The organism is Streptomyces sp. M41 (genome assembly GCF_043673425.1).
In the GTDB taxonomy this organism is placed as follows: domain Bacteria; phylum Actinomycetota; class Actinomycetes; order Streptomycetales; family Streptomycetaceae; genus Streptomyces.
The window spans coordinates 336,097-361,267 of sequence record NZ_JBIMKE010000004.1 but is presented as its reverse complement, the minus strand read 5'-3'; the positions used below and the strand labels follow the sequence as shown (position 1 = coordinate 361,267).

Sequence of the window (25,171 nt, the reverse complement as noted above, 5' to 3'; positions counted from 1 at the left end):
GATGCCCGTCGCCCGCTCGTGCCGGGGCGGATGCCCGTCGCCCGCTCGTGCCGGGGCGGATGCCCGTCGCCCGCTCGTGCCGGGGCGGATGCCCGTCGCCCGCTCGCCGACGGCCACGGGTCACTCGTACTCCGTCCCGCCCTTCCGGGTCAGATACGCCGGGCTGACCGCCTTCGCGATCGCCCGCCCGCCGGTCACCGGGCTGTACCGCTCCTCGGCCGGCCGTATCACGACACCCTCCCGCAGATGCAGCTCCCGCCCGGACACGGTCTCGCGCCCGCTCGCGACCTCCAGCACCCGCGCGATGTCGTACGGCCCCTCGAACAACCGCGGCACCACAGGCAGTTCGCCTTTCAGCACCTCCGCCGCGTCCAGCCAGCGCACCCGGCCGTCGATCTCCGCGGACACGTCGAACACGGCGTACCCCAGGGACTCCCGTCGCCCGTCGGCCCCGTAGGTCAGGTCCTGCACACCCGCGCCGTACATCTCGCCGAAGATGCCCACCCGGCGGGCCCCGAGCCGCTCGGCGACCCGAGCCGCGGCCTCGGCGACACCGTGTCCCCGTACCGCGCGCCAGTACAGATTGCGCGGGTCCTCCTTCAGCGCCAGCGACTTCGCCCCGAACCCCTTGGAGGAGACATGCACACGCTCCTCGTCGGCGACATACGTCAGCAGGCACGCCGTCCCGTGCAGCTTCTCGGTCAGCACCACCGGCTCGCCGGGCGTGAAGATGTCCGGGTACCGCTGGATGTTCTCGATGTCGACCCAGGGCAGCAGGTCCGGCGCCGACTCCACCTCGCCGGACATCGTGGGCGGGATCGGGGGCACCCACTTGGCGATCCCGAGCACCTCCGCGAAGTCGGTCCCCTCCGCAGCCGCCAGCGCCAGATCGACGTCGCCCAGCGCCTTCGGCCGGCACACGATCCCCTGCGACAACTCACCGCGCAGCCGCACCGCCTTGACCCGGTCGGCCTTGCTGCCCGCCAGCCGCCCGGTCAGCCCCAGCTCCTCGATCAGCCCGGCCGGCAGCACGGCCTGCTCGGGGATGTACACGGCCGCGTCACCGGTGCGATAGGCGCCCTTGGCCACGACGGCTCGGTACAGGCCCACCTGCGCCAGCTCCAGCGCATCGGCGTTCGGATGCTCATGGACGGTCAGTACTTCGGCGGTGACGCGCAGCGTCGACATGGGGGACTCCTCGGTGTTCCTCGGGCGTTTCATCAGACGTGTTTCATCGCCCTCAACTGTCCCCACGGGAAAGGGCTGGAGCGACGGAATTAGCGGCTGCTATCGTCGCGATCTTCAACGGCTTCGCCGCGCCCGCGACGAGCCGGACCCGGCGACCCATGAGGACCTCCGTGCTCCGCCTCACGAGGAGCGCTGGGCCCGCCCGTACTGGACCAACCCCGTCGCCACCAACTGGGCGTTCGACCCGGCCCGCGCCCCGTCCGGCAGGAGCAGCGTGTCCTCCAGCCCGATACGCGTCGCCAGCCCCAGCCGCCCGGCCAGTCGCAGCACCGGCCACGCGCCCCCGTCCTCCCCGTGCAGCAGCACCGGCCGGGCGAAGGCCGGTCCGAGGTCGGCCAGCAGCGCCCGCGCGGACTGCACGGCCGTCGCCGCCGCCGTGTCCGTCACCTCCGCCAACACCCGCAGCACCCTCGGCCCCAGCGGCGAGGCGGCGAAGCGCGCCGCCCCGTCCGTGCCGGACCAGATGCCCGCCTCCACGCCCACGCCCCGCTCGAGGAGCGCCGCCGCCACCTTCTCGGCGCCCGGCTCATGCCAGTTGACGGAGGCGTGGTCCGGCAGCACCGTCCAGCTGCGGATGCGCGCCACCCGGGCCTCCGGGTCCGGTTCCGCCCAGGCGCCCGTGGTCACACCGACCGGCACCGGCACGGGTACCCGGGCCCGGATGGCCTTCAGGGCGGGCGCCAGCACCCGCGGCGACAGACTGTCCTGTCCGCAGGGGGTCTTGGGGTGGACATGAACGTCCGTGGCCTCGGCCGCGGAAGCGGCCAGCGCCTGCGGCGAGAGCGGCACCACCGCACCGTCGTCCGCCGCTCGGGCACCGTTCAGACATGCCTGGATCATCTCTCCATGGTGCCGGTCGCCACTGACGATGACGATGGGCTCCACCGACGATGACGATGGGCTCCACCGACGATGACGATGGGCTCCATGTGCGGCTGACGACCGGGTCTCCGTGCGGCTGACGATCAGGTCCGTGTGCGGCCCGCCGGCAGGTGGGGGTGCGGCATCCCCGGCGCACCCCCGTCGTACTAGGCGGACACGAGCAGTCGCCGTCCGCGCCGCGACGCGGCCAGCGCTTCCGGCGTGAGCACCGGACGCGGCACCACGATTCCGCAGTCCGTGCAGACCGGGCCCGACGACGGTTCATGGGCCAGGTCGTACTTCCAGGTCAGCTGGTCCCCGTCGCAGACCGGGCAGCACACGCCCGGTTCACGCTCCAGCGCGGTGATCAGCCGGCGCAGCACCTCGGCCAGTGGTCCATCGGGGTGGACCCGGGGGTTGTCGCACCAGGCCACTCCGAAACCGCCCCAGGTCAGCCGGTGCCAGTCGTCCACACTGCCCGGCCTGCGCAATCCGTCGTGCTTCTCCTTCTTGCGTCGCTCGGCGAACTCGACCTCGTAGGCCAGCCAGACCGAACGCGCCTCCTCCAACTCCTCCAACGCGGCCACGAGCCGCGCCGGATCGGGGGACCGGTCCTCCGGACCGAATCCCGCCCGGGAGCACAAGTGGTCCCAGGTCGCCCTGTGCCCGTAAGGGGCGAACCGCTCAAGGCACTTACGCAGCGAGTAGCGCCGCAGTGCCAGATCGCACCGCGGGTCGCGCACCTGTCTCGCCAGACTCCGAAAACCGGCCATCGCCCTGCACCTCCGTCACACCTGCACCTGTACTTCGGTCACTTCGGCGTCGCCGTACGGACTTCGCACGACGTTGACGAATAGACGTATCGACAAGCGAATCGGCTCCATCCGATTTTCGATGACCTCCACAGCGGGCCCTGCGGACTCCGAAAAGTGGCGCATCTTCACCTTCCATCCCGGGGACACCGCCGGTCACATCCCGGCCCGGCCTCGTCGGTAGGAGCCGCAGTGCCACGGCACACCCACGCAACGCTTGACGGACTGAGAACTCCCGGCCGGTTCCTCGGGTTCCTGAAGACCGCGGCCATATGCGTTCTGATTGCCGGTCTTTTGTCGCCACTTTTCCAACGGGCCACCGCACCCGTGGCGCAGACGGCTGGAAGCGGGGGGCGGCCCAGGTCAGGTGCCGGCTGCGGCCCGGGGGACTCGGCCCGCCGCCAGCACCAGCTGCGCCAGCTCCCGGTGCACGATGTCGCTGTGCGCCCCCGCCGGCGGACCGCCGCGCCTGACGACGGCCGACGCGTCGACGTTCACGCACCCCGAGGCCGGCAGCGGCCTGTCCAGCGCCGCGGCCAGGGTCAGCGACCGCGTCCCGGGCACCGCCTGCACCCCGTCGTGCCCCAGCGCACCCCACTTGGCACCGAGCATCCGGCCGATGTCCAGGGCCGCGATCCCGCGTGCGTCGCCCGCCATCCGGGAGGCCAGCGGGTAGATCGTGGACAGGGCCGAGTCGTGCCGCGAGTGACAGCACACCAGGGGTCCGTCGATGCGGTTCTGCTGGCCCTCCAGCACACCACCCGCGCGCGGGTCGTGCGGCAGCCGGGACGCGAACGCGTAGTGCGAGAAGGCCCCTTGGAGCAGCGTCACCGACTTCACCGTCCGCACGCCCTTCGGCAGTCCGCGCAGCGCGAACGACACCAGCCGCGCGCCGAAGCTGTGCCCGACCGGGTGCACCCGCAGCCGGGGCTCCCGCGCGGCCAGCTGCCCGACGACCCGCCCCAGCCCGCGCTCACCGACCGTCCCCGCACGCCGTTTCATGGCGTAGTACGTGGCCTGCCGCAGCAGCTCGTGCGCGCCCTCCCACGGGTCGGGCAGCGAGAACGAGGCGGCGCCCTCCGCGGCCCCGTCGGGCGCCTCCAGACGCGCCAGCGCCCGTGCGAACTCCTCGCACACCGCCGTCACCGGCCCCGACAGCCACGCCGGTGCACTCTGCGGCACGCCCTCCGCCAGCGTGTCCGCCGCGAACAGGGCCTGCGGCCCCGGTGGCACGACCTCCACCAGCATCCGCACCAGCCGCCCGAACTCCTCCAGCTCGGCTTCCTCGGGCGGCTGCTGGTCCAGCATCCGCGCGATCTGGTCGATCACCGTCGCCCGCCCGGGAAACGTCTCCAGCAGCGCGTGCCGGGTGTCCTTGTCCAGCACCGGACGGCGGGGCATCTCGGCCGCCACGGCCCGCGGAAAGTCCGGGATCGGCTCGTCCGAGAACCGCATCGACGGCCAGACCACACCCACGTACCCGATCCTCGCCTCCGGGGCGAGCCGCGGGACCGGCGCGAAGAAGCGGTCGTAGAGCCGGGTCGCCGTCGAGCGGTCGCTGTTCCAGCCGTGCGCGAAGACGATCAGCTCACGGACCTGGTGCTGCCTCACCCCGGAGAGCAGCCGGTCCCGCTTCCCCGCGTCCGGGTCCCCGTCGGCGTCGAAGGTCAGCTCCCAGTAGGGACTCACGCTCACTGCCGGTCTCGCCATCCCGGGCCCCCTCGTCCCCCGTAGCGGTGCGCTACGGGCGCATCGTCCTGCTGCCGGGCGGGATTGGCCATACGTCGTCACTCATCCGGGGCGCACATCGGGGGCGCTCATGAGTACAGCAGGTACTCCCTGCGCATCCGCCGGAACGCCGCCAGCTCCTGCCGCCAGCCCGCCACGACGTCGTCGCCGCTCGCGCCCGCGTCGATCATCGTGCGCACCCGGGTGGAGCCGGTGAGCTTGTCGATCCAGTTGTCGGGGCGCCAGGCGAAGCCGCTCCAGACCTTCTTGGCGGTCACGAGCAGCGCGATGCCGGTGCGGACGGGGTCGTACGCGTCCCGGTCGTGCACATGGAGCTGTACGCCGCCGATGGTCTTGCCCTGGTACTTGGAGAACGTCGGCGCGAAGTACGCCTCCCTGAAGTGCACGCCGCGGAGGGCGAGTTCGTTGGCCGCAGCCGCCCAGCGTCCGTCGATGCCCTCCGCGCCCAGCAGTTCGAAGGGGCGGGTGGTGCCGCGTCCCTCCGAGAGGTTCGTGCCCTCGAAGAGACAGGTGCCCGAGTACACGAGCGCCGTCTCGGGAGTGGGCATGTTCGGACTCGGCGGCACCCAGGGCAGCCCCCAGGCGTCGTAGAAACCGGACCGCTTCCAGCCCGTCATCCGCACGGTCTCCAGGGGGACCGGGGCGGTCAGGAACTCCCCGTTGAACAGCCGCGCCAGCTCGGCGACCGTCATGCCGTGCGCCTGCGAGACGGGCTCCCGGCCGATGAAACTGGCGAACTCCTTGTGCAGGACGGGGCCTTCGGCGGAGCGGCCCGTCACGGGATTGGGCCGGTCCAGCACCACGAAGCGCTTCCCGGCGAGCCGGGCCGCCTCCATGCAGTCGTAGAGGGTCCAGATGTAGGTGTAGAAGCGGGCGCCGACGTCCTGGATGTCGAAGACGACGGTGTCGACGCCGGAGGCGGTGAAGATGTCGGCGAGGGGCCGGCCGCTCTTGAGGTAGGTGTCGTAGACCGGGAGACCGGTCGCCGGGTCGTCGTAGCGGCCCTCGGAGCCGCCTGCCTGGGCGGTGCCGCGGAACCCGTGTTCGGGGCCGAAGACGGCGGTCAGGTTCACGCGGTCGTCGGCGTGCATGACGTCGACGATGTGGCGTACGTCGCGGGTGACGCCGGTCGGGTTGGTGACGATGCCGGCCTTCTGGCCCTCGAGAACCGCGTAGCCGTCCGCCGCGAGCCGCTCGAAGCCGGTGCGCAGCCGTCTGTGGCGTTCGGCCGCCGACGCCGTGGAGGACAGGGATGATGCCGTTGCTGCCGTGGTCGCAGCGAGGAGAGCTCGTCTGGATAGGCGCATGGGGTGCACGTTAGGCGCTTCCGCACCTTGTGGGGAGAGTCCCGGTCGGCGGTGGCCGCTCGCGTTTCCCTGCGTCCCCGGGTTGGCCGACAGTGCCCTTCACAGCAACATACCGACCGGTTAGTCTGACGCGCAGCAGAGCCGCGTAGAAGGAGACCGATGGTGGAAGCCGTGCAGGATGCCGGAGTGGTCGTCACCGGAGCGGGAGGCGGGATCGGTGCCGCGCTCGCCCGACGGTTCGCCGCCGCGGGGGCCCGCGTCGTCGTCAATGACCTGGACGCCGGGAAGGCCGCCGACGTCGCCGAGGAGATCGGCGGCATCGCGGTCGCCGGGGACGCCTCCTCGATCGTCGCCGACGCCCGGGACGCGCTCGGCGGCACCGTCGACGTCTACTGCGCCAACGCCGGCGTCGCTTTCGCGGGCGAGGAGCCCGGGCAGCCGCTCGACGAGAAGGCGTGGTCGCTGTCCTGGGACGTCAACGTCATGGCCCATGTGCGGGCCGCCCAGGAACTGCTGCCGGCCTGGCTGGAGCGCGGCAGCGGGCGGTTCGTGTCGACCGTCTCCGCGGCCGGCCTGCTCACCATGATCGGAGCCGCGCCCTACGCCGTCACCAAACACGGGGCGTACGCCTTCGCCGAGTACCTGTCGCTGACGTACCGGCACCGCGGGATCAAGGTCCACGCCATCTGCCCGCAGGGCGTGCGCACCGGCATGCTGGACGCCACCGGCACCGCGGGCGACCTGGTGCTCAAGCCCACCGCCATCGCGCCGGAGGACGTCGCGGACGCGCTGTTCAAGGGGATGGAGGAGGACCGCTTCCTGATCCTGCCCCACCCCGAGGTCGCCGGCTACTACGAGGCACGGGCCGCGGCACCCGACCGCTGGCTGGACGGCATGAACCACATCCAGCAGCGCTGGGAGGAGGCACGGTGACCGACTCCCGCTACGCGGCCAAGCCCTGGCTGGCGCTGCTCAGCGACGCCCAGCGCGCCCCGGTGTCCCCGGCCGACTCCCTCGTGCACGCCCTGCGCCGGGCCGTCGCCGCGACCCCGGAGCGTGACTTCCTCGCCTACTTCGACGGCCGCCTGAGCTACCGCGAGGTGGACGAGCTCAGCGACTCCGTCGCCGGACACCTCGCCGCCCGCGGTCTCGAGCGCGGCGACCGCGTGGCGATCCTCCTCCAGAACTCCCCGCACTTCGTGCTCGCCCTGCTCGGCGCCTGGAAGGCGGGCGCGACGGTCGTGCCCGTCAACCCGATGTACAAGTCGGGAGAGGTGGCACACGTCCTGCGGGACGGCGAGGTGACCGCGCTGATCTGCTCCGACCGGGCCTGGCAGACGTATCTGCGCGAGACGGCCGCCGAGTCGCCGGTGCGGATCGTGCTCACCGGGTGCGAGCTGGACTTCCAGACGCGTAACGACGCGCGCGTGCTCAGCTTCGAGCGGCTGCCGCAGGCCGCGGACGCCGACGACCTGACCGCCGTCGCCCGCGCCGGGCACAAGGCGCCCGAGGGCCGCGAGCCGGGCCCGTCCGACATCGCGCTGATCAGCTACACCTCGGGCACCAGCGGCACCCCCAAGGGCGCCACCAACACCCACCTCAACATCATGTACAACGCCGAGCGGCAGCGGACCGGCCTGGAACTGCCCGACCCGCCCGTCTACTTCGCGCTGGCGCCGCTGTTCCACATCACCGGCATGGTCGCCCAGCTGGCCGCCTGCCTCGACAGCGCCGGCACGCTGGTGCTGGCGTACCGCTTCGAGGCGGGTGTCGTGCTCGACGCGTTCGCCGAGCACGGGCCGCACTACACCGTCGGCCCCTCGACCGCCTTCATGGCGCTGGCCGCCCACCCGGCCGTCACCCGCGACCACTTCGCCTCCTTCCGGATGATCTCCTCCGGCGGCGCCCCGCTGCCGCCCGCACTGGTGGAGAAGTTCCGCGCCGGCTTCGGGCCGTACATCCGCAACGGCTACGGCCTCACCGAGTGCACCGCCCCCTGTGCCTCCGTACCGCCGGGCCTGGAGGCCCCCGTCGACCCGGTCTCCGGAACGCTCGCCGTGGGCCTGCCCGGCCCCGAGACGGTCGTACGGATCGTCGACGACGAGGGCCAGGAGGTCCCCTTCGGCGAACAGGGCGAGATCCTCGTACGCGGGCCGCAGGTCGTCCCCGGCTACTGGCGGCGGCCCGACGCCACCGCCGAGACCTTCCCGGACGGGGAGCTGCGCACCGGCGACATCGGCTTCATGGACGAGCAGGGCTGGCTCTACGTCGTCGACCGCAAGAAGGACATGATCAACGCGTCCGGCTTCAAGGTGTGGCCGCGCGAGGTCGAGGACGTGCTCTACACACATCCGGCGGTGCGCGAGGCCGCCGTCGTGGGGGTGCCCGACGGGTACCGCGGCGAGACCGTCAAGGCGTACATCAGCCTCCGTCCGGGTGCCGAAACGGACCCGGACGCACTCGCCGCGTACTGCAAGGAGAGACTGGCCGCCTACAAATATCCGCGTCAGGTGGAGATCCTGCCCGACTTGCCCAAGACGGCAAGTGGGAAGATCCTCCGTCGGGAACTTCGTTCCCGGGCGAACGACGGCTAGACGCAAGCAGAACATTCTTCGGAAGGGCAGGTGGCGGCACAGTGGCCAGGACGACGGACGGAGACGGTACGCCCGTCCCGCAGCGGCTGCTCGCCGCCGCCACCCGGCTCTTCGCCGAGCAGGGCTACGACCGCACCTCGGTGCAGGAGATCGTCGAGGCGGCCGGCGTCACCAAGGGGGCGCTGTACCACTACTTCGGCTCCAAGGACGACCTCCTGCACGAGGTGTACGCGCGCGTGCTGCGCGTTCAGCAGGAGCGGCTCGACGCGTTCGCGGGCGCCGACGAGCCCATCGAGAAGCGGCTGCGGGGCGCCGCCGCGGACGTCGTCGTCACGACGATCGAGAACCTCGACGACGCGATGATCTTCTTCCGCTCCATGCACCATCTGAGCCCGGAGAAGAACAAGCAGGTGCGCGCCGAGCGCCGGCGCTACCACGAACGCTTCCGTGCGCTCATCGAGGAGGGCCAGGCATCGGGCGTCTTCTCCACGGCGACCCCCGCCGACCTGGTCGTGGACTACCACTTCGGTTCCGTCCACCACCTGTCGACGTGGTACCGCCCGGACGGCCCGATGAGCCCGCAACAGGTCGCGGACCACTTGGCGGACTTGCTGCTGCGAGCGCTGCGGCCCTGAGACGCGAGTGTTTCCGCTCCGCCGCCCCGGATCTTTCAGCCCGTCCGGCGTTTGAGGACGAGGCCCGTAGGGCCGAAAGCGGGGGTCCGGGGGCGGCAGCCCCCGGGATGGGACGGGCAGGGGCGGCGGGGGCGAGGAAAACCCCCGGCCGCCCGCGGAGCTACAGGTACTTCTTCAACTCCCGCCGAGCCAGCGACCGCTGATGCACCTCGTCCGGCCCGTCGGCGATCATCAGCGTCCGCGCCCCGGCGTACAGCTCCGCCAGCGGGAAGTCCTGGCTCACACCCCCCGCACCATGCAGCTGGATCGCCTTGTCGAGGATGTCGACGACGGCACGCGGCGTCGCGATCTTGATGGCCTGGATCTCCGTGTGGGCCCCCTTGTTGCCGACGGTGTCCATCAGCCAGGCCGTCTTCAGCACCAGCAGCCGCAGCTGCTCGACCGTCACGCGCGCGTCCGCGATCCAGTTGTGCACCACGCCCTGCTGGGCCAGCGCCTTGCCGAAGGCCGTCCGCGACACGGCACGCTTGCACATCAGCTCGATCGCCCGCTCGGCCATGCCGATCAGCCGCATGCAGTGGTGGATACGGCCGGGGCCGAGCCGTGCCTGGGCGATCGCGAACCCGCCGCCCTCCTCGCCGATGAGGTTGGACACCGGCACGCGCGCGTGGTCGAAGATCACCTCGGCGTGGCCGCCGTGGGAGTGGTCCTCGTAGCCGAAGACCTGCATCGCGCGCGTGACGGTGACGCCCGGGGTGTCGCGCGGCACGAGGATCATGGACTGCTGGCGGCGGATGTCCTCGCCGTCCGGGTCCGTCTTGCCCATCACGATGAAGATCTTGCAGTCCGGGTTCATCGCGCCGGAGATGTACCACTTGCGGCCCGTGATGACGTACTCATCCGTGCCGTCGGGGGCTCGCTCGATCAGCGTGGTGATGTTGGTGGCGTCCGACGAGGCCACCTCCGGCTCGGTCATCGCGAACGCCGAGCGGATCTCACCGGCCAGCAACGGCTCCAGCCACTGCTTCTTCTGCCGCTCGTCGGCGAACTGGGTCAGCACCTCCATGTTCCCGGTGTCCGGCGCCGCGCAGTTGGTCGCGGTGGGCGCCAGGTGCGGGGAGCGCCCGGTTATCTCCGCGAGCGGGGCGTACTGGAGGTTGGTGAGGCCGGCGCCGTACTCGCTGTCGGGCAGGAAGAGATTCCACAGGCCCTGCCTGCGCGCCTCGGCCTTGAGCTCCTCGACCACGGCCGGGGTGTCCCACGGGGACGCCAGCGCGGCCCGCTGCTCCTCCGCCACCACCTCGGCCGGATAGACGTACTCGTCCATGAATGCCAGCAGTTTGCCGCGCAGCTCCTCGGTGCGTGCGTCGAAGCCGAAGTCCATGTGCGTCAGCCTTCCTGAAGAGTGGTCAGACCGTGCTGGATGAAGACCGGGACCAGGTCGCCGATGCGGTCGAAGCCCCGGCCGACGGTCTGGCCCAGCGTGTAGCGGTAGTGGATGCCCTCCAGGATCACGGCGAGCTTGAACCAGGCGAACGCCGTGTACCAGGAGACGGCGGAGACGTCGCGCCCCGAGCGCGCGGCGTACCGCTCGATCAGCTCGGCGGGCGCGGGGTGCCCGGGCGCCTCGGCCGTCGTGGAGACGGGGGACTGCGGCATGCCGAGCGGCATGCTGTACATCACCAGCAGGCCGAGGTCGGTGAGCGGGTCGCCGAGGGTGGACATCTCCCAGTCCAGGATCGCCTTGATCCGGTCGTCGTCGCCGATCAGGACGTTGTCCAGGCGGTAGTCGCCGTGGATCACCGTCGGCGCGGGAGAGGCCGGCAGCCGGCGGCCGAGCGTCGCGTGCAGCTCGTCGATGCCGGCCAGATCGCGATTGCGGGAGGCGTCCAGCTGCTTGCCCCAGCGGCGCAGCTGCCGGTCCAGGAAGCCCTCGGGGCGGCCGAAGTCGTCGAGGCCCACCGCCGCCGGCTCCACCGCGTGCAGCTCGACGAGCGTGTCCACCAGGGACAGCACCGCGCCCCGGGTGCGCTCCGGGCCGAGCGGAGCGAGCTGGTCGGCGGTGCGGTACGGGGTGCCCTCGACGAACTCCATCACATAGAAGGGCGCCCCGAGCACCTCCTCGTCCTCGCACAGCAGCACCGGCCGTGGCACCGGCACGTCGGTCGGGTGCAGCGCGCTGATGACGCGGTGCTCACGCTTCATGTCGTGCGCGGTGGCGAGGACGTGGCCCAGTGGTGGCCTGCGTACGACCCACTTGGACGTGCCGTCGCTGACCGAGTAGGTGAGGTTCGAGCGTCCGCCCTCGATCAGCCGGCCGGTCAGCGGGCCCTGCGCCAGACCGGGCCGCTCGCGCTCGAGCAGGCCGCGCAACCGGTCGAGGTCGAGTCCGGGCGGATGGTCGGGGCTCATCGTCGCTCCTAGAGGGAGGTGAACGGGACCTGACTCATGATGCCGACCAGTCGGTATGTAGTCCAGTGAGGGAGCCGAACGTGATCGGGGCCACGATAGGCCGACAGCTCCCCGCGCGGAGCGCCGGGGAGCTGTCGGGGGCTGCCGGGGGTGCCTTTTCGGCCGCCGGAGAGAATGAGGCTCGGTGGCTCAGTGATCGTCCCAGTGCCCGTCGTGGGCGGCGTGCCGGTGGCCGTCATGGAGGTAGTCGACATGGTCGCCGTGCAGGACGCTCTCGTGCCCGCAGTCGGCGCCGTGCCGGTGGCTGTGGCCCTCGTGCGCGAGGTGGCCCTGTGACTCGCACTCGTCCCAGTGGCCGCCGTGCTCGCGGTGCAGATGGCCGTCGTGTGCGTAGTCGGTGTGATCGCCGTGCGGCACCGCGGTGTGGCCGCAGTCGGGGCCGTGGGTGTGGGGGTGGGAGGGGTGTTCCAGGTGCTGCGTGGTCATGGTGCTCACCTTCAAAGGCGCGGGTGATGACGTCGGACAGGCTGCCACGCGAAAGGTGCATATCGGATCATTCGGGTTGCGTGGCGTCCTGTCACCCCAGAGGGTCGGACCCATGAAGGGCATCAGCTACTCACGCTACGGCGGGCCCGAGGTGCTCGCATACGGAGATGTGCGCGACCCGCGGGTCGGCCCTGACTCCGTGCTGGTCAAGGTGCGGGCGGCGGCCGTCAACCCGGTCGACTGGAAGTGCCGCGAGGGCTACATGGACCGGATGCTCGAACCGGTATTCCCGGTGGTGCCGGGCTGGGACGTCTGCGGCGTCGTGGTCCAACCGGGTGTGTCCGTCTCCGAGTTCGGCGTCGGCGACGAGGTCATCGGCTATGTGCGCGAGGACGTCCTCTCCCACGGCACCTTCGCCGAGTACGTCGCGGCCCCCGTCCGCGCCCTCGCGCGCAAACCCCGCAACCTCACCTGGGAGGAGGCGGCGGGGCTGCCGCTGGTGGGCCTGACGGCGTATCAGGTGCTGACCAAGGTCCTCCGGGTCCAGCGCGGCGAGACCGTCCTCGTGCACGCCGCCGCCGGCGGGGTCGGCTCGATGGCCGTGCAGCTCGCCCGCCATCTGGGTGCCCGGGTCATCGGCACCGCGAGCCCGCACAACCACGACTTCGTCCGTGACCTGGGCGGCGAGCCGGTCGAGTACGGCGAGGGCCTGGTCGAACGGGTGCGAGGGCTGGCGCCCGAGGGGGTGAGCGCCGCGTTCGACACGGTGGGCGGCGACTCCCTCAAGGCCTCGGCCAACCTGCTCGCCCCCGAGGGCCGCCTGGTCTCGATCGCCGACCCCGACGTCTTCGACTACGGGGGCCGCTACTACTTCGTCCGCCCGGACCCGGAGGACCTGCTGCGACTGACCGAGCTGGCGGAGCAGGGGGTGGTGTCCGTGCACGTGTCGGAGACGTTCCCGCTGGAACGCACGGCAGACGCCCACCGCCTCAACCAGGAGGGCCGCACCCGCGGCAAGATCGTGGTGAGGGTGGACTGGGACACGGAGGACGAGACGGCGGCACCGGAGGGCTTGTGGCAGGGGGAGGAGTAGCGGCGGCGGGCTGCGCTCACGGGCTGGGGGGCGGGCTGGGGGGCGGGTGCTGGTGGTCGTGGTGTGGTGTGGCGCGGGTAAGAGCCGCCGCGAGACCGGAGCCGGCGGCCGTGGTCCCGGGGCGTGTCTTGGCAGGCTGAGTCGGGAGTACGGGGCGCGGGGCTGGCAGTGGGACCGGAGTCGGCAGTGGTCCGGCTGTCGTGCTGCGGCAGGCTGAGGCGGCATTGCGTGCGGGCGGTGCCTGGGCGGTATCGCGCGTGGCCAGGAGCCGCCGCGAGTAGGAGCTGACAGTGTCGGAGCGGGCGCCGCCACGGTGGGCCAGGTCCGGCGCCGCACGCGGCCACGGCCGTCTGACCCGGACCAGGTGGTGTTCGGGATGCCGTGCCTCAGAAGGCCGGGGCATCGCCGCGCTCGGCTACGGACACCTGCCCTGGACCAGGTGGTGGTCGGGATGCCTGGCTTCAGAAGGCCGGGGCATCGCCGCGCTCGGCTACGGACACCTGCCCCGGACCATGCGGTGTTCGGGATGCCGTGCCTCAGAAGGCCAGGGCATCGCCGCACGCGGCCACGGACACCTGACCCGGATCAGGCAGTGGGCCGGATGTCGTGCCTCAGAAGACCACCGCGGCGCCGCACGCGGCCAGGGTCAGGGTGAGCAGGGTCGTGGCCGTGGCGAGCCGGGGGGCGAGTGCGGTCGGCTCGGCGGATGCGGACAGGGTGCGGATGCGGCGGTGGGCGAGGGTCAGGAAGCCCAGCCACAGCCCGAGGCACAGCGCACACACCACGATCCCGGCGACCGATGCCCCGTCGTGCAGCGCGCTCTTCATGGCGAGCACGCAGACCACGGCTCCGGACAGTGTCGTACGGCGCCACGCCAGGCGCGTCCGCTCGGGCTGGAGCCCCGGATCCCGGACCGGCCCCGTGACCGGCCCGGCGCTCACCCCGCCCACCCGGCGAGGACGACGACGACCATCGCGACCGCCACCACCGCGATCACGAGGCTCAGCACCGCCGGGAAGCGTGACACCGGCAGGTCCTCGCCTCGGCGCATCGCCCGTTCGCAGCGCACCCAGTGGTTGACCGCGCGCAGGGAGCACAGCACGCCCGCCGCGAGCAGCGCGAGCGCCAGCCCGACGCGCCAGCCCCAGCGCAGGTCCGGCAGGAACTGGTCCACCGCGAAGCCACCGCCGATGAGCGCGAGCGCGGTACGCAGCCAGGCCAGAAAGGTGCGCTCGTTCGCCAGGGAGAACCGGTAGTCGGGGGTGCCGCCTTCCTCCCGTACCTGCTGCGGTTCGAACCACAGGCGGACGTTTCGTACGAACTCGATCACATGTCCGACCCTATCCGGGCGGTCGTCAGGGGGCCTGACCGGCGCCGCCCGCCCGGTGGGCCCTGAGCCGCCGGTATGCCGCCAGGCCGTCCGGGACCCAGGACCACTGCGCCAGCCGCCGCTCCACCTCGGCCTCGGGCAGGAAGTCGTGCCAGGCGACCTCCTCCGCCTGCGGGCTCACGGACAGCTCGCAGCGCACCTCGTACACCGCCGACCACCAGGTCTGCCCGGCGCCGTCGTCGTACAGGAACTTGAACAGGAACGTGGGCCGGGGCAGGCCGCTCACGCCGAGTTCCTCCTCGGCCTCGCGCAGTGCGGCCTCGTCGTAGGACTCGCCTGCGCCGACCACCCCGCCGACGAACATGTCGTACCGCGAGGGGAACACCAGCTTCGTGGGGGTGCGCCGGTGCACGAAGAGCCGGCCCTGGGTGTCCCGGGCCTCGATGAAGACACAGCGGTGGCGCAACCCCTTGGCGTAGGCCTCGCCGCGCGGGGAGCGTCCGACCACCCGGTCGTGTTCGTCGACGATGTCGAGGATCTCGTCAGCAGAGCTCATGGCGTCATCCAAGCAGGGCACCTCCGGGCGGGTGGCCGGACGTCCGACGAGCGCCGTGCCCCGCGCCGCCTCGAAGGGGGCGGGCCGAGGCTCAGCGGACCGGTACGGCCGCCGCTGCCGCCCGCGGCAGGCGCTGGGTCGCCCCGCTCGGCATGGCCTGGTGGGTGCCCAGCATGATGATGCCGACCACGATGCCGGCGAGGCCTGCGGACTCCCACGCCAGCGCGCCCGGGTCGGTGCGCAGCCGGTCGCCGAGGAAGCCGACGCCGCAGAGGATGCCGGCCAGCGGCTGGGCCGCGGTCAGGGCGGGCAGGGACATGCGCAGGGAGGCCGTCTCGAAGGCGCTCTGCACCAGGACCAGCCCGGTGAGGCCGAGCGCCACCACGGCGTACGGCTGCCAGCTCGTCAGCACCTCCGCGAAGCCGCCCTCGGCGAAGCGCTGGCCGGTGACCCGGGTCAGCGCGTCCTGCACGCCGTACAGCAGACCGGCGGCGGTGGCCAGCAGCGCCGGGCCCGAGCTGAGCCGCGAGCGCTTGGCGTACCCCGTCAGCAGCAGGGCCACGCCGACCATGACGCCGATGATCAGCCACTGCCGGAACGGGTCGCTGGGCGCCGTGCCGCCATGAGGCTGGCCGGCGACGATGAACGCGGTGACGCCGCCCGCGAGCAGCGCGAGACCCGCCCAGCCCTGGCGGCCCAGGGACTGCTTGGTCTGACGGCGGGAGAGGGCGAGCGCGAACAGCAGGTTCGTCGCGAGCAGCGGCTCCACCAAGGAGATCTCGCCCTGGCCCAGCGCCATCGCGCCGAGCGCCATGCCGACCACCATCAGCCCGATGCCGCCCAGCCAGCGGGGCACCTTCATCAGGTCGAGCAGGATCCGGGGGGAGAGGAAGTCGCTCAGTGGCGCCTTCTGTGCCGCGTTCTGCTGGAGTACGAAGCCGAAGCCCAGACAGCTTGCGGCGCTGATGGCGAGTATCAGGATCTGGAGCGACACGCTGCGTACCTCGTTCCCTGCCGGGCGGACGGGGATGCGTTGGGCCGACTGAAGCGGCCCGAGCCCGGCGTGCGCGTTCAGCCATCGTGCGACGCGGGTGCCCCGCAGCGCCATGACGTACGCCACACAGTTTGCACAAATCCGACATTGCGGTCAGGTTGAATGCCACAACTGCCCCTCCAGTCACAGGAGTTGACGCGTGTAACACTCTGACGGCTCTTGACGAGAAGTGTTGGCTGCGGCTTTGCTGTGCGTGATCGCTCGATGACAATCCATACACTCCCCCCAACAGAACCCACGCCGGTGCCCCCACCTCCGCCACCCCTCGGCCGCCCCCGCAAGCGTGGGGCGCACGCCTTCGACGCGGCCCTCGACGACGCCGAGCTCGCCACGGCCCGCACCGCGCTCGCCCAGGGCCGATGGCAGACGGCCCGCTCACTGCTGGCCCGCACCGGCGACGACTGGGACCGCAGAGGGCATCGCGTGACCGTCCTCGCCCAGGAGTCGTACTGCACGCCCTGGGCCCGCGACTGGCTGCTCGCCGAACCCGACTCGGCCGACGCCGCCGTCCTGCTCGCCCTCGCCCAGGTTCGGCGCGCGCTGCGCGGCAAGGAGCGCCCGGTCCGCGCCCGTGAGTCCTGCCACGCCGCCGCCGAGCGCGCGCCCGCCGACCCCACCCCCTGGCTCGGCCTGCTGATGCTGGAGAGCGCCCTGGGCGCCGAGCCGGAGGTGCGCCGGCTCTTCGCCGAGGTCCGCGCCCGGTACGCCGACCACCACCACGCCCACCACCTGATGACCGCCCGGCTCGCCGAGCACCGCTCCCGTGCCGGTCCCGACCCGCTCCACGAGGTCTACGACTTCGCCAATGCCGCCGCCGAGCGCGCCCCCGCCGACTCCCCGCTCGCCATCCTCCCGGTCGTCGCCCACGCCGAGCGCTACCGCGTCCTCGCGGCGGCGGGACACGAACCCCGCGACGCGATCACCTCGGCGCACTGGACCGGCCGCCGGGCCCGGCAGGTGATGCGGGCCGCCTTCGACTGGTGGCTGGAGTGGGAGCAGGAAGGCCACCCGCGCCGCCTGGTCGATCTGAACTACCTCGCCCACGCCAAGGTCTGTGAGGGCCGAGGTGCCGAGGCCGCCGCGCTCTTCCACCGCATCGGCGAGCACGCCACCCCCTCGCCCTGGTCCTACCCGGACCGCGATCCCGCCTTCCGTGCCGCGCGCGAGAGCGCACTCGGCGCGGCGTGACGCCCCCAACCGCAGTCGACCCAAGGACGGTCCCCGATGACCACGGGAAGTTCCCGTACGAGCAGAGCCACCGCGGACGGCGGCGGCATCAGTACGTTCAAGGGGCAGGACCGCGCCCTGCGCGCAGACCGGCTGGGCACGGCGGGCCTGCTGCTCTCGGTGCTCGCCGCCACGGCACCCCTGATGGTCGTCGCGGGTGTCATGCCCACGACCTTCGGGGTGATGGGCATCCTCGGCCAGCCGCTGCTCTTCGTGATCCTCGGCCTCGTCCTCGCCCTCTTCAGCGTCGGATACGCCGAGATGAGCCGGCACGTCCACAACGCCGGCGCCTTCTACGCCTACATCGCCCGCGGCCTCGGCGGCACCGCCGGCGCCGGCGCCGCGATGGTCGCGCTCGTCGCCTACAACGCCCTCCAGGTCGGCATCTACGGCATCTTCGGCTTCGAGGTCTCCGGGCTGTTCGCCACCTACCTGGAGGTGGAGATCGCCTGGTGGATACCGGCACTGTCGGCGGTCCTCCTCGTGGGCGTCCTCGGCCGGCTGAAGATCGACCTCAACGCGCGCGTGCTCGGTGTCCTGCTGCTCATCGAGGTCGCCCTCGTGGTCGTCTTCGACGTCGCCGCGATCGCCGGCCCCGGCAAGGAGGGCCTGTCGCTGCACGCCTTCGACCCGGACACGCTCACCGGGGCCGGCATCGGCACCGCCCTGTGCTTCTGCGTCGCCGCCTTCCTCGGCTTCGAGCAGGCCCCCGTCTACGCCGAGGAGACCAGCCGCCCGCACGTCCTCGTGCCCCGGGTGATGTTCCTGGCCATCGGCGGCATCGCCGTCTTCTACACCCTCAGCTGCTGGGCGTACACCGTCGCCGCGGGCCCCTCCGCGATCGTCGGCACCGCGCGGGAGCAGAGCGCCGGGCTGCTGTTCCACCTCACCGAGGACCTGGTCGGACCCGGCTTCACCGACGTCCTGCACGTGCTCTTCGTGACCGGCATGTTCGCCGCGATGCTCAGCTTCCACAACGTCGTTGCCCGCTACGCCTTCGCCATGGGCCGCGAGGGCCTGCTGCCCGGCGCCTTCGCGCGGACCGGCGGCGCGAGCGGCGCCCCCGGCACGGGCTCGCTGCTCCAGACCGGGATCGCGCTCGTGGTCGTGGCCGCGTTCGCGTTCGCCGACGACAAGCCGACCGGTGACCCGACCGCACCGGTCCTGCACCTGTTCACCTGGATGGGCAGCCTGGGCGCGCTGGGCGTCACCGCGCTGATGGCCGCCGCCTCGGTCTCGGTCATTGTCTTCTTCGTGCGCCGGGGGGCCGCCGCCACCCAGTTCTGGCGGCTTGCCGCCTCGGGCCTGGCCGTCCTCGCGCTGCTGTTCATCGTCGTGTGGACCGTCAAGGACTTCGACGTCCTGATCGGTGCGGGCCCGGGCTCGTCCCTGAGCTGGGCCCTGCCCGCCGTCATCGCCCTCGCCCTGGCCGCCGGCCTGGCCCAGGGCCTGCTGCTGCGCTCCCGCGACCCCGAGAAGCACGCCCGCATCGGGCTCGGCAACGAGGCGTTCCAGCTGGAGAAGGCGGCCCGCGGCGACACGTGAGAGCCGGGCGGCCGGACCCCTGGTCGACGACCCCCTGGTTACCGGCCCCCCTGATCACCGGCCCTGGTTACGGAAATCTGACGGGCACCCGCGATCCCTGGTCCAGCCGGGGACGCGGGTGTTCGATGAATACGTGAACAACGAACAGCCCGAGGAGCCGCGGGGCACACCGGTGGGCCGCCGCGTCTTCCTCGGCACCGTCGGCCTGGGCGTTCTCGGCGTGGCCACCGCGCCCACTCTGCAACGCGGACTGGAGTCCTTCCTCGCGAGCGCGTCCGACAAGGACCCCACGGGCCTGACCGACCTGCTGCCCAACGGCGGCGGCTTCCGCTACTACTCGGTCGCCTCCTCCGTACCCCGCAAGGACGCCACCACCTACCGCCTCACGGTCGACGGCCTGGTGGACCGTCCCCGCACCTACACCCTGGCCGACCTGCGCGCGCTGCCCCAGACGCGGATGGTGCGCGACGTCCAGTGCGTCACCGGCTGGCGGGTTCCGCAGACACCGTTCGAAGGGGTGCGCCTGTCCCGGCTCCTGGACGCCGCGGGTGTGCGCGGGGAGGCCGGGGCGGTGCGCTTCACCTGCTTCGACGGCACGTACAGCGAGAGCCTCACCCTCCGCCAGGCCCGCCGCGCCGACGTCCTCGTCGCCCTGCGCATGCAGGACAAGAACCTCAGCCACGCCCACGGCGGCCCCGCCCGCCTCTATGTGGCGCCCATGTACTTCTACAAGTCCGCCAAGTGGCTCTCCGGCATCACCGTCACCAAGGACGTCCGGCCCGGCTACTGGGAGAAACGGGGCTACGACATCGACGCCTGGGTCGGCCGCTCGAACGGACGCGACGATGAGCCTACGAGTTGACGCGCCGGGCCCGGCCACCCGCGTCCACCGCTTCACCCCGGCCGCGCGCTGGGTGCACCGGACGACGGCCGCGCTGATGGGCGTGTGCGTGGTGACGGCGGCCTGCCTGTACGTCCCGCAGTTCGCCGAGCTGGTCGGCCGCCGCGAGCTGGTGGTCCGCATCCACGAGTGGGCCGGCCTCGCCCTGCCCGTGCCGGTCCTGGCCGGCCTCGCCTCCCGCGCGTTCCGCGCCGACCTCGGTTTCCTGAACCGCTTCGGCCCGCACGACCGGCGCTGGCTGCGCGCGGCCCTGCGCCGCGACAAGCGCCCCTCCTCCCGCCCGGCGGGGAAGTTCAACGCCGGCCAGAAGATCTACGCCGCCTGGCTCGCGGGCGCGACGCTGGTGATGCTCGGCACCGGTCTCATGATGTGGTTCACCCATCTCACCCCCCTGGAGTGGCGCACCAGCGCGACCTTCGTCCACGACTGGCTGGCCCTCACCATCGGAGTCGTCCTGGCGGGCCACATCGGCATGGCCCTGGCCGACCCGGAGGCCCGCCGGGGCATGCGGACGGGGTCGGTCAGCCGGGAGTGGGCGGAACGGGAGCATTCACTGTGGCGGCCGTGAGACGAGGTCTGCACTGGAGTGCCTCCCCGAATGATCACGCCGCTCCGGGACGTGGGCGGCCCCAGCGCTGCTGAGGGACCCTGACTGGTAACGCCATCCCGCTCGCGTGCCGATCGAAGTCGTCACGTCCGACCAGCACGACGAGCAGTCCGGCAACCTTCCCGGTCACAGCGCTAGATGATCAGCGACAGCAGCAGCACGATGCCCCCCGCGACCACCGAGATGATCGTCTCCATCACGGACCAGGTCTTGACGGTCTGGCCGACGCTCAGCCCGAAGTACTCCTTCACCAGCCAGAACCCGGCATCGTTGACATGGCTGAAGAACAGCGAGCCGGCGCCGATGGCCAGGACGAGCAGGGCCGCGTGCGTGGTCGACATGTCGGCCGCGAGCGGGGCTACCAGACCGGCCGCCGATACCGTGGCCACCGTCGCCGATCCGGTCGCCAGCCGGATCGCCACCGCGATCAGCCAGGCCAGCAGCAGCGCGGGGATCGACCAGTCCTTGGAGATCTCCAGGACCATCTGGCCCACGCCGGTGTCGATCAACGTCTGCTTGAAGCCGCCGCCCGCGCCGACGATCAGCAGGATCCCCGCGATCGGCGCGAGACTCTTCTCGACGAGCGGCGACACCCGCTCCTTGCCGAACCCGGCGGGCCGCAGCAGCGTGAAGATGCCGACGAGGACCGAGGCGAGCAGGGCGATCAGCGGCGACCCGACGACGTCGAAGACGCGCTGGACCGTGTTCTCGGGGTCGTCCACGACGATGTCGACCAGCGCCTTGGACAGCATCAGGACGACGGGCAGCAGGATGGTCGTCAGCGTGGCACCGAAGCCGGGGCGCTTGTCCAGCTCCTCCGAGACGCGCTGCGGGATCATCCGCTCCGGCGCCGGTACGTCCACCCAGCGGGCAGCGAACTTCGAGAACACCGGACCGGCGATGATCACCGTCGGTATGGCGACGAGGACGCCCAGCGCCAGCGTCACGCCGAGGTTGGCGCCGACCGCGTCGATCGCGACCAGCGGGCCGGGATGCGGCGGGACCAGGCCGTGCATCACGGAGAGACCGGCGAGGGCCGGGATGCCGATGCGCATCAGCGAGTAGTTGCCGCGCTTGGCGACCATCAGCACGACCGGGATCAGCAGCACGACGCCGACCTCGAAGAACAGCGGCAGACCGATCACGGACGCGATCAGGACCATCGCCCACGGCATCGAACGGCCGCTCGCCCTGGCGAGGATGGTGTCGACGATCTGGTCGGCGCCGCCGGAGTCGGCGAGCATCTTGCCGAGGATGGCGCCGAGGGCGATCAGCACGCCCACGCCGGCCACCGTGGTGCCGAGCCCGGTGGTGAAGCTGGCGATGACCTTGTCGAGCGGGGCGCCGGCGATCGCGCCGAGCACCAGCGACCCGAGGGTCAGGGACAGAAAGGCGTGGAGCCGGTACTTGGTGATGAGCAGGACGATGACGGCGATGCCGGCCAGGACGGCGATGCCCAGCTGAGCGTGGCCGGCCGAGGTGATGGGCTCGACGGTGTCCGCTGCCAGCATCTCGACGCTGAGTCTGGTCACGGGGGTTCCCTTGCAGGTACGGGGGTCGGGGGAGGGGAGTTACACGGTCGGCTCGGGGAGCGCCGTCAGGGCCGCGACGGCCCGTTCGGTGATCTCCTCGGGGCTGCCGGACACGTCCACGGCGACCCCCGCCTCGTCCGCCGCGAGCGGCTGGAGCGTGGCGAACTGGGAGTCGAGCAGCGCGGTCGGCATGAAATGCCCCTGCCGGTGCGACATCCGGTCCTCGATCACCGCGCGGTCACCCGCGAGGTGCAGGAACACGACGTCCGGCGCGGCGGCCCGCAACCGGTCGCGGTACGAGCGCTTCAGCGCCGAGCAGCTCACCACTCCGCCGAGCCCGGCCCGCTCGTCCGCCCAGGCGCCGATGGCGTCGAGCCACGGCCACCTGTCGTCGTCGTCGAGCGGGGTGCCGGCCGACATCTTGGCGATGTTGGCCTCGGAGTGGAAGTCGTCGCCCTCGGCGTAGGGAACGCCGAGCCGGGCCGCGAGCAGGGGACCGATGGTGGTCTTCCCGGTGCCCGAGACGCCCATGACCACGACGACATGGGGGGTGTTCATCGCTGCCTCACTGTCTGCTGTCCTCGTCGACACGTGATGTCGACGCACACTGAAACCCATTAGGTACGACAAATACAAGAGCCTGTGATTAATAAGTCTGACTTTTTGTTCCGGTGATCCTGACCGTACGCTGAGTGCATGAGCACAACGGGCCGGGGGCTGCACGGCCACGTACTGGAAACCCTCGGCCCCGCGATCACCGCGGGCGAGTACCCGCCGGGCAGCGTTCTGCGCACGGACGAACTCGCCCAGCGTTTCGACGTATCGCGCTCGGTGATGCGCGAGGCGGTCCGCGTCCTCGAGTCCATGCACCTGGTCGAGTCCCGCCGCCGCGTGGGCGTGACGGTCCGCCCCAAGGCCGAGTGGAACGTCTACGACCCCCAGGTCATCCGCTGGCGGCTGGCGGGCGCCGACCGCCCCCACCAGCTGCGCTCGCTCACCGTCCTGCGCTCGGCGATCGAGCCGGTCGCGGCGGGCCTGGCCGCCAAGCACGCCACGGCCGAACAGTGCGCCGAACTCACCGAGTGCGCCCTCGGCATGGTCGCCCACTCACGCGGCCACCAGCTGGAGGGCTACCTGCTGCACGACGTCGCCTTCCACCGCGTCATCCTCAACGCCTCCGGCAACGAGATGTTCGCCCGCCTCGGCGATGTCGTCGCCGAGGTCCTCACCGGCCGCACCCACCACGAGGTCATGTTCGAGGACCCCGACCCCGCGGCGGTCACCCTCCATGTCCAGGTAGCGGAGGCGGTCCGCGCGGGCGACGCGGTCCGCGCGGAACACCTGACCCGCGAGATCACCGTCGGAGCGCTCCAGGAGCTGGACATCCTGGCGCCGTAGCGCCCGCCAAGGGTCAGACACGCCCTAGCTCAGGAACTCCCCGTCCACGTACACCCACGCCCCGTCGACCCGCTCGAAGCGGCTTCGCTCGTGCAGGGAGCCACCCCGGAACGACGCCCGGAAGGTCACCGTGCCCGCGGCGTGGAACGCCGAGCCGGCCGTGGTCTCCAGGATCTCCAGCCCGGTCCACCGCATCCCCGGATCGAGCTCCAGCCGCGCCGGCCGCGTCCGCGGATGCCAGGTGCGCAGCAGGTACGCCACATCGCCCTTGACGAACGCGCAGTACCTCGACCGCATCAGCGCCTCGGCGGTGGGCGCGGAAGCGGCGCCCATGGGGTGGAAACGACCGCAGCACCGGTCGTAGGGGTCGGGCAGCCCGCACGGGCAGGAACGCGTCGTCATGACCCCCATTGTGCTCGGCGTGGCTAGGGCGAGGCCGCCCCCGGCAGCGGCGGCAGCGCCGTCCCGTACACCCACGCCTCGAACAGCTCGTCCACCGGCTCGGTCGCGAAGCGGGCCACGTGCGAGACGAACGCCGCCGTGGTCACCGTGGAGCCCCGGTGCAGCTGACCCCAGCCGCGCAGCATGCGGAAGAAGGCGATGTCACCCATCGCGCAGCGCACCGCGTGCAGCACCAGCCCGCCGCGTTCGTAGAGCCGGTCGTCGAACATCGACTTGCGCCCCGGGTCCGCCAGCCGCAGATCCTGCCGCAGCGTCGACAGCAACCGGTGCGCGGCGCCGGCGAGTTGCTGCGCGGTACGCCCGCCCGAGCGCTCCGACCACAGCCACTCCGCGTACTTGGCGAACCCCTCGTTCAGCCAGATGTGCCGCCAGTCCGCGATCGTCACGCTGTTGCCGAACCACTGGTGCGCCAGCTCGTGCGCGACCAGCCGTTCCGAACCCCGCGCCCCGTCCACATGGTTGGCGCCGAACAGCGACAACCCCTGTGCCTCGACGGGCACATCGAGCTCCTCCTCGGTCACCACGACCGCGTACTCGTCGAACGGATACGGCCCGAACAGGTCCTGGAACAGCTCCATCATCTGCGGCTGGCGTGCGAAGTCCCGCGAGAAGTCACCCAGCAGATGCGCCGGGATGTGCCCGTGCTGCGGCACCCCGCCCGGCCCCGGGTCGCCCAGCAGCACCGTCTGGTACTTGCCGATCGACAGCCCGACCAGATAGCTGGACGTCGGCGCCGACTGCTCGTACACCCACGTCGTCGTCGACGCCTTCGTCGTCCGGGTCAGCAGCCGCCCGCCCGCCACCACCGCGTACGCGGACGGCGTGGTGACCGAGATCTGGTACGACGCCTTGTCGGCGGGCCGGTCGTTGCACGGGTACCAGGACGGCGCCCCGATCGGCTGGCTCGCGACCAGCGCCCCGTCCTCCAGCTCCTCCCAACCGAGCCCGCCCCAGGGACTGTTCACCGGCTTGGGGTTCCCCGACCAGTGCACCTCGACCGTGAAGGCCGCCCCCGCGCGCACCGGCTTGGCGGGGCGCACCCGCAGCCTGCCGCCGCGGTGCGTGTAGTGCGGCTGGCGGCCGTCGACCCGGACCCGCCCGATCTTGAAGTCCGCGAGGTTCAGCACGAACTCGCCGAGCGGCGCCCGTCCCGCTATCGCGTTGATCCGGGCCGTCCCCGACAACCGGTTCGGTTCGGGCCGGTAGTCCAGCGCGAGCTCGTACCGGTGCACCCGGTACCGGGGATCGCCGTGCTCCGGGAAGTACGGGTCCGCGCCCGCCGCCTGCTGAACCGCCACCGCCGTCTGTGCTCCCTGCGCCGTACCGCTGCCACTCCCTGCCGGCCCCTCGCTGTCCGGATCC

25 protein-coding genes are annotated in these 25,171 nt (G+C 71.7%); 9 read left to right on the top strand and 16 right to left on the bottom strand.

Features of this window, described 5'->3' with window-relative positions; all coding sequences use genetic code 11:
- Window positions 1-120: 120 nt before the first annotated feature.
- The 5 genes from ACHBTE_RS08185 to ACHBTE_RS08165 all read right to left on the bottom strand — a co-directional run bounded on the left by ACHBTE_RS08185 (window position 121) and on the right by ACHBTE_RS08165 (window position 5,977).
- A complete protein-coding gene (locus tag ACHBTE_RS08185; RefSeq protein WP_394722809.1) occupies window positions 121-1,188 on the bottom strand; it encodes an RNA ligase (ATP) in 1,068 nt (355 codons plus the stop codon).
- Between the two features lie 180 nt (window positions 1,189-1,368).
- The gene (locus ACHBTE_RS08180; RefSeq protein ID WP_394722889.1) at window positions 1,369-2,088 is read right to left on the bottom strand and encodes a 3-keto-5-aminohexanoate cleavage protein; all 720 of its coding nucleotides are present in this window, start codon (window positions 2,086-2,088) and stop codon (window positions 1,369-1,371) included.
- A 188-nt stretch (window positions 2,089-2,276) separates the two neighbouring features.
- The gene (locus ACHBTE_RS08175; protein WP_394722808.1) at window positions 2,277-2,882 is read right to left on the bottom strand and encodes a hypothetical protein; all 606 of its coding nucleotides are present in this window, start codon (window positions 2,880-2,882) and stop codon (window positions 2,277-2,279) included.
- Window positions 2,883-3,284: 402 nt separating this feature from the next.
- Window positions 3,285-4,631 (bottom strand): serine-threonine protein kinase, encoded by a 1,347-nt coding sequence (locus ACHBTE_RS08170; protein ID WP_394722807.1) that lies wholly within the window; start codon window positions 4,629-4,631, stop codon window positions 3,285-3,287.
- A 107-nt stretch (window positions 4,632-4,738) separates the two neighbouring features.
- Entirely contained in the window at window positions 4,739-5,977 is a 1,239-nt protein-coding gene (locus tag ACHBTE_RS08165) for an exo-beta-N-acetylmuramidase NamZ domain-containing protein (protein WP_394722806.1), read from the bottom strand.
- A gap of 159 nt (window positions 5,978-6,136) precedes the next feature.
- On the opposite strand from ACHBTE_RS08165, the gene ACHBTE_RS08160 reads away from it, so the two are divergent.
- The 3 genes from ACHBTE_RS08160 to ACHBTE_RS08150 are packed head-to-tail and all read left to right on the top strand — an operon-like array spanning window position 6,137 to window position 9,206.
- Window positions 6,137-6,910, top strand: a complete 774-nt coding sequence (locus ACHBTE_RS08160; RefSeq protein ID WP_394722805.1) for an SDR family oxidoreductase — start codon at window positions 6,137-6,139, stop codon at window positions 6,908-6,910.
- Window positions 6,907-8,571 (top strand): class I adenylate-forming enzyme family protein, encoded by a 1,665-nt coding sequence (locus ACHBTE_RS08155; RefSeq protein ID WP_394722804.1) that lies wholly within the window; start codon window positions 6,907-6,909, stop codon window positions 8,569-8,571. Before ACHBTE_RS08160 ends, ACHBTE_RS08155 begins: the two co-directional genes overlap by 4 nt.
- A 41-nt stretch (window positions 8,572-8,612) precedes the next feature.
- The gene (locus tag ACHBTE_RS08150; protein WP_394722803.1) at window positions 8,613-9,206 is read left to right on the top strand and encodes a TetR/AcrR family transcriptional regulator; all 594 of its coding nucleotides are present in this window, start codon (window positions 8,613-8,615) and stop codon (window positions 9,204-9,206) included.
- Between the two features lie 160 nt (window positions 9,207-9,366).
- Here ACHBTE_RS08150 and ACHBTE_RS08145 read toward each other — a convergent pair whose 3' ends face one another.
- From ACHBTE_RS08145 to ACHBTE_RS08135, 3 genes are all read right to left on the bottom strand, one after another.
- Window positions 9,367-10,590 (bottom strand): acyl-CoA dehydrogenase family protein, encoded by a 1,224-nt coding sequence (locus ACHBTE_RS08145; protein WP_394722802.1) that lies wholly within the window; start codon window positions 10,588-10,590, stop codon window positions 9,367-9,369.
- A 5-nt stretch (window positions 10,591-10,595) separates the two neighbouring features.
- The gene (locus tag ACHBTE_RS08140) at window positions 10,596-11,618 is read right to left on the bottom strand and encodes a phosphotransferase family protein (RefSeq protein WP_394722801.1); all 1,023 of its coding nucleotides are present in this window, start codon (window positions 11,616-11,618) and stop codon (window positions 10,596-10,598) included.
- A gap of 189 nt (window positions 11,619-11,807) precedes the next feature.
- On the bottom strand, window positions 11,808-12,104 hold the full coding sequence (locus ACHBTE_RS08135; protein ID WP_394722799.1) for a hypothetical protein: 297 nt from the start codon (window positions 12,102-12,104) through the stop codon (window positions 11,808-11,810).
- A 112-nt stretch (window positions 12,105-12,216) separates the two neighbouring features.
- Between ACHBTE_RS08135 and ACHBTE_RS08130 the strand changes: the two genes are divergently transcribed.
- A complete protein-coding gene (locus ACHBTE_RS08130) occupies window positions 12,217-13,197 on the top strand; it encodes an NADP-dependent oxidoreductase (protein ID WP_394722798.1) in 981 nt (326 codons plus the stop codon).
- A gap of 611 nt (window positions 13,198-13,808) precedes the next feature.
- Here ACHBTE_RS08130 and ACHBTE_RS08125 read toward each other — a convergent pair.
- From ACHBTE_RS08125 to ACHBTE_RS08110, 4 genes are all read right to left on the bottom strand, one after another.
- On the bottom strand, window positions 13,809-14,138 hold the full coding sequence (locus ACHBTE_RS08125; protein WP_394722796.1) for a DUF202 domain-containing protein: 330 nt from the start codon (window positions 14,136-14,138) through the stop codon (window positions 13,809-13,811).
- Window positions 14,135-14,527: a YidH family protein gene (locus tag ACHBTE_RS08120; protein ID WP_394722795.1), complete on the bottom strand. Its 393-nt coding sequence runs from the start codon at window positions 14,525-14,527 to the stop codon at window positions 14,135-14,137. Before ACHBTE_RS08120 ends, ACHBTE_RS08125 begins: the two co-directional genes overlap by 4 nt.
- Before the next feature lie 25 nt (window positions 14,528-14,552).
- A complete protein-coding gene (locus ACHBTE_RS08115) occupies window positions 14,553-15,083 on the bottom strand; it encodes an NUDIX hydrolase (RefSeq protein ID WP_394722793.1) in 531 nt (176 codons plus the stop codon).
- A 91-nt stretch (window positions 15,084-15,174) separates the two neighbouring features.
- Window positions 15,175-16,077 (bottom strand): DMT family transporter, encoded by a 903-nt coding sequence (locus ACHBTE_RS08110; protein WP_394722792.1) that lies wholly within the window; start codon window positions 16,075-16,077, stop codon window positions 15,175-15,177.
- A gap of 303 nt (window positions 16,078-16,380) precedes the next feature.
- Here ACHBTE_RS08110 and ACHBTE_RS08105 point away from each other — a divergent pair, with 303 nt between their 5' ends.
- The 4 genes from ACHBTE_RS08105 to ACHBTE_RS08090 all read left to right on the top strand — a co-directional run bounded on the left by ACHBTE_RS08105 (window position 16,381) and on the right by ACHBTE_RS08090 (window position 20,378).
- On the top strand, window positions 16,381-17,325 hold the full coding sequence (locus tag ACHBTE_RS08105) for a hypothetical protein (RefSeq protein WP_394722791.1): 945 nt from the start codon (window positions 16,381-16,383) through the stop codon (window positions 17,323-17,325).
- 36 nt (window positions 17,326-17,361) lie between these two features.
- On the top strand, window positions 17,362-18,909 hold the full coding sequence (locus ACHBTE_RS08100; protein WP_394722790.1) for an APC family permease: 1,548 nt from the start codon (window positions 17,362-17,364) through the stop codon (window positions 18,907-18,909).
- A 133-nt stretch (window positions 18,910-19,042) separates the two neighbouring features.
- Entirely contained in the window at window positions 19,043-19,771 is a 729-nt protein-coding gene (locus ACHBTE_RS08095; RefSeq protein WP_394722789.1) for a molybdopterin-dependent oxidoreductase, read from the top strand.
- Window positions 19,755-20,378, top strand: coding sequence for a cytochrome b/b6 domain-containing protein (locus ACHBTE_RS08090; RefSeq protein WP_394722788.1), 624 nt, complete (start codon window positions 19,755-19,757; stop codon window positions 20,376-20,378). Before ACHBTE_RS08095 ends, ACHBTE_RS08090 begins: the two co-directional genes overlap by 17 nt.
- A 173-nt stretch (window positions 20,379-20,551) precedes the next feature.
- Here the strand turns inward: ACHBTE_RS08090 and ACHBTE_RS08085 are convergent, their stop codons facing one another.
- Together ACHBTE_RS08085 and ACHBTE_RS08080 are read right to left on the bottom strand one after the other, a co-directional pair.
- Entirely contained in the window at window positions 20,552-21,949 is a 1,398-nt protein-coding gene (locus ACHBTE_RS08085) for a GntP family permease (protein ID WP_394722786.1), read from the bottom strand.
- Window positions 21,950-21,988: 39 nt separating this feature from the next.
- Window positions 21,989-22,507 carry a gluconokinase gene (locus ACHBTE_RS08080; RefSeq protein ID WP_394722785.1) on the bottom strand — a complete coding sequence of 173 codons (519 nt, stop codon included), beginning with the start codon at window positions 22,505-22,507 and terminating at the stop codon, window positions 21,989-21,991.
- A 138-nt stretch (window positions 22,508-22,645) separates the two neighbouring features.
- On the opposite strand from ACHBTE_RS08080, the gene ACHBTE_RS08075 reads away from it, so the two are divergent.
- A complete protein-coding gene (locus ACHBTE_RS08075; RefSeq protein WP_394722784.1) occupies window positions 22,646-23,347 on the top strand; it encodes a FadR/GntR family transcriptional regulator in 702 nt (233 codons plus the stop codon).
- 24 nt (window positions 23,348-23,371) lie between these two features.
- Here ACHBTE_RS08075 and ACHBTE_RS08070 read toward each other — a convergent pair whose 3' ends face one another.
- On the bottom strand, window positions 23,372-23,749 hold the full coding sequence (locus ACHBTE_RS08070) for a YchJ family protein (protein WP_394722783.1): 378 nt from the start codon (window positions 23,747-23,749) through the stop codon (window positions 23,372-23,374).
- A 23-nt stretch (window positions 23,750-23,772) separates the two neighbouring features.
- On the bottom strand, window positions 23,773-25,107 hold the full coding sequence (locus ACHBTE_RS08065; protein WP_394722888.1) for a M1 family metallopeptidase: 1,335 nt from the start codon (window positions 25,105-25,107) through the stop codon (window positions 23,773-23,775).
- Window positions 25,108-25,171 lie beyond the last annotated feature (64 nt).

Bases quoted from the DNA above. Each gene is read 5' to 3' on its own strand.
- ACHBTE_RS08075 (WP_394722784.1), top strand. From the start codon at position 22,646: ATGAGCACAACGGGCCGGGGGCTGCACGGCCACGTACTGGAAACCCTC.
- ACHBTE_RS08140 (WP_394722801.1), bottom strand. From the start codon at position 11,618: ATGAGCCCCGACCATCCGCCCGGACTCGACCTCGACCGGTTGCGCGGC.
- ACHBTE_RS08090 (WP_394722788.1), top strand. From the start codon at position 19,755: ATGAGCCTACGAGTTGACGCGCCGGGCCCGGCCACCCGCGTCCACCGC.
- ACHBTE_RS08170 (WP_394722807.1), bottom strand. From the start codon at position 4,631: ATGGCGAGACCGGCAGTGAGCGTGAGTCCCTACTGGGAGCTGACCTTC.
- ACHBTE_RS08185 (WP_394722809.1), bottom strand. From the start codon at position 1,188: ATGTCGACGCTGCGCGTCACCGCCGAAGTACTGACCGTCCATGAGCAT.
- ACHBTE_RS08180 (WP_394722889.1), bottom strand. From the start codon at position 2,088: ATGATCCAGGCATGTCTGAACGGTGCCCGAGCGGCGGACGACGGTGCG.
- ACHBTE_RS08080 (WP_394722785.1), bottom strand. From the start codon at position 22,507: ATGAACACCCCCCATGTCGTCGTGGTCATGGGCGTCTCGGGCACCGGG.
- ACHBTE_RS08130 (WP_394722798.1), top strand. From the start codon at position 12,217: ATGAAGGGCATCAGCTACTCACGCTACGGCGGGCCCGAGGTGCTCGCA.
- ACHBTE_RS08100 (WP_394722790.1), top strand. From the start codon at position 17,362: ATGACCACGGGAAGTTCCCGTACGAGCAGAGCCACCGCGGACGGCGGC.
- ACHBTE_RS08135 (WP_394722799.1), bottom strand. From the start codon at position 12,104: ATGACCACGCAGCACCTGGAACACCCCTCCCACCCCCACACCCACGGC.
- ACHBTE_RS08070 (WP_394722783.1), bottom strand. From the start codon at position 23,749: ATGACGACGCGTTCCTGCCCGTGCGGGCTGCCCGACCCCTACGACCGG.
- ACHBTE_RS08165 (WP_394722806.1), bottom strand. From the start codon at position 5,977: ATGCGCCTATCCAGACGAGCTCTCCTCGCTGCGACCACGGCAGCAACG.
- ACHBTE_RS08175 (WP_394722808.1), bottom strand. From the start codon at position 2,882: ATGGCCGGTTTTCGGAGTCTGGCGAGACAGGTGCGCGACCCGCGGTGC.
- ACHBTE_RS08145 (WP_394722802.1), bottom strand. From the start codon at position 10,590: ATGGACTTCGGCTTCGACGCACGCACCGAGGAGCTGCGCGGCAAACTG.
- ACHBTE_RS08115 (WP_394722793.1), bottom strand. From the start codon at position 15,083: ATGAGCTCTGCTGACGAGATCCTCGACATCGTCGACGAACACGACCGG.
- ACHBTE_RS08160 (WP_394722805.1), top strand. From the start codon at position 6,137: ATGGTGGAAGCCGTGCAGGATGCCGGAGTGGTCGTCACCGGAGCGGGA.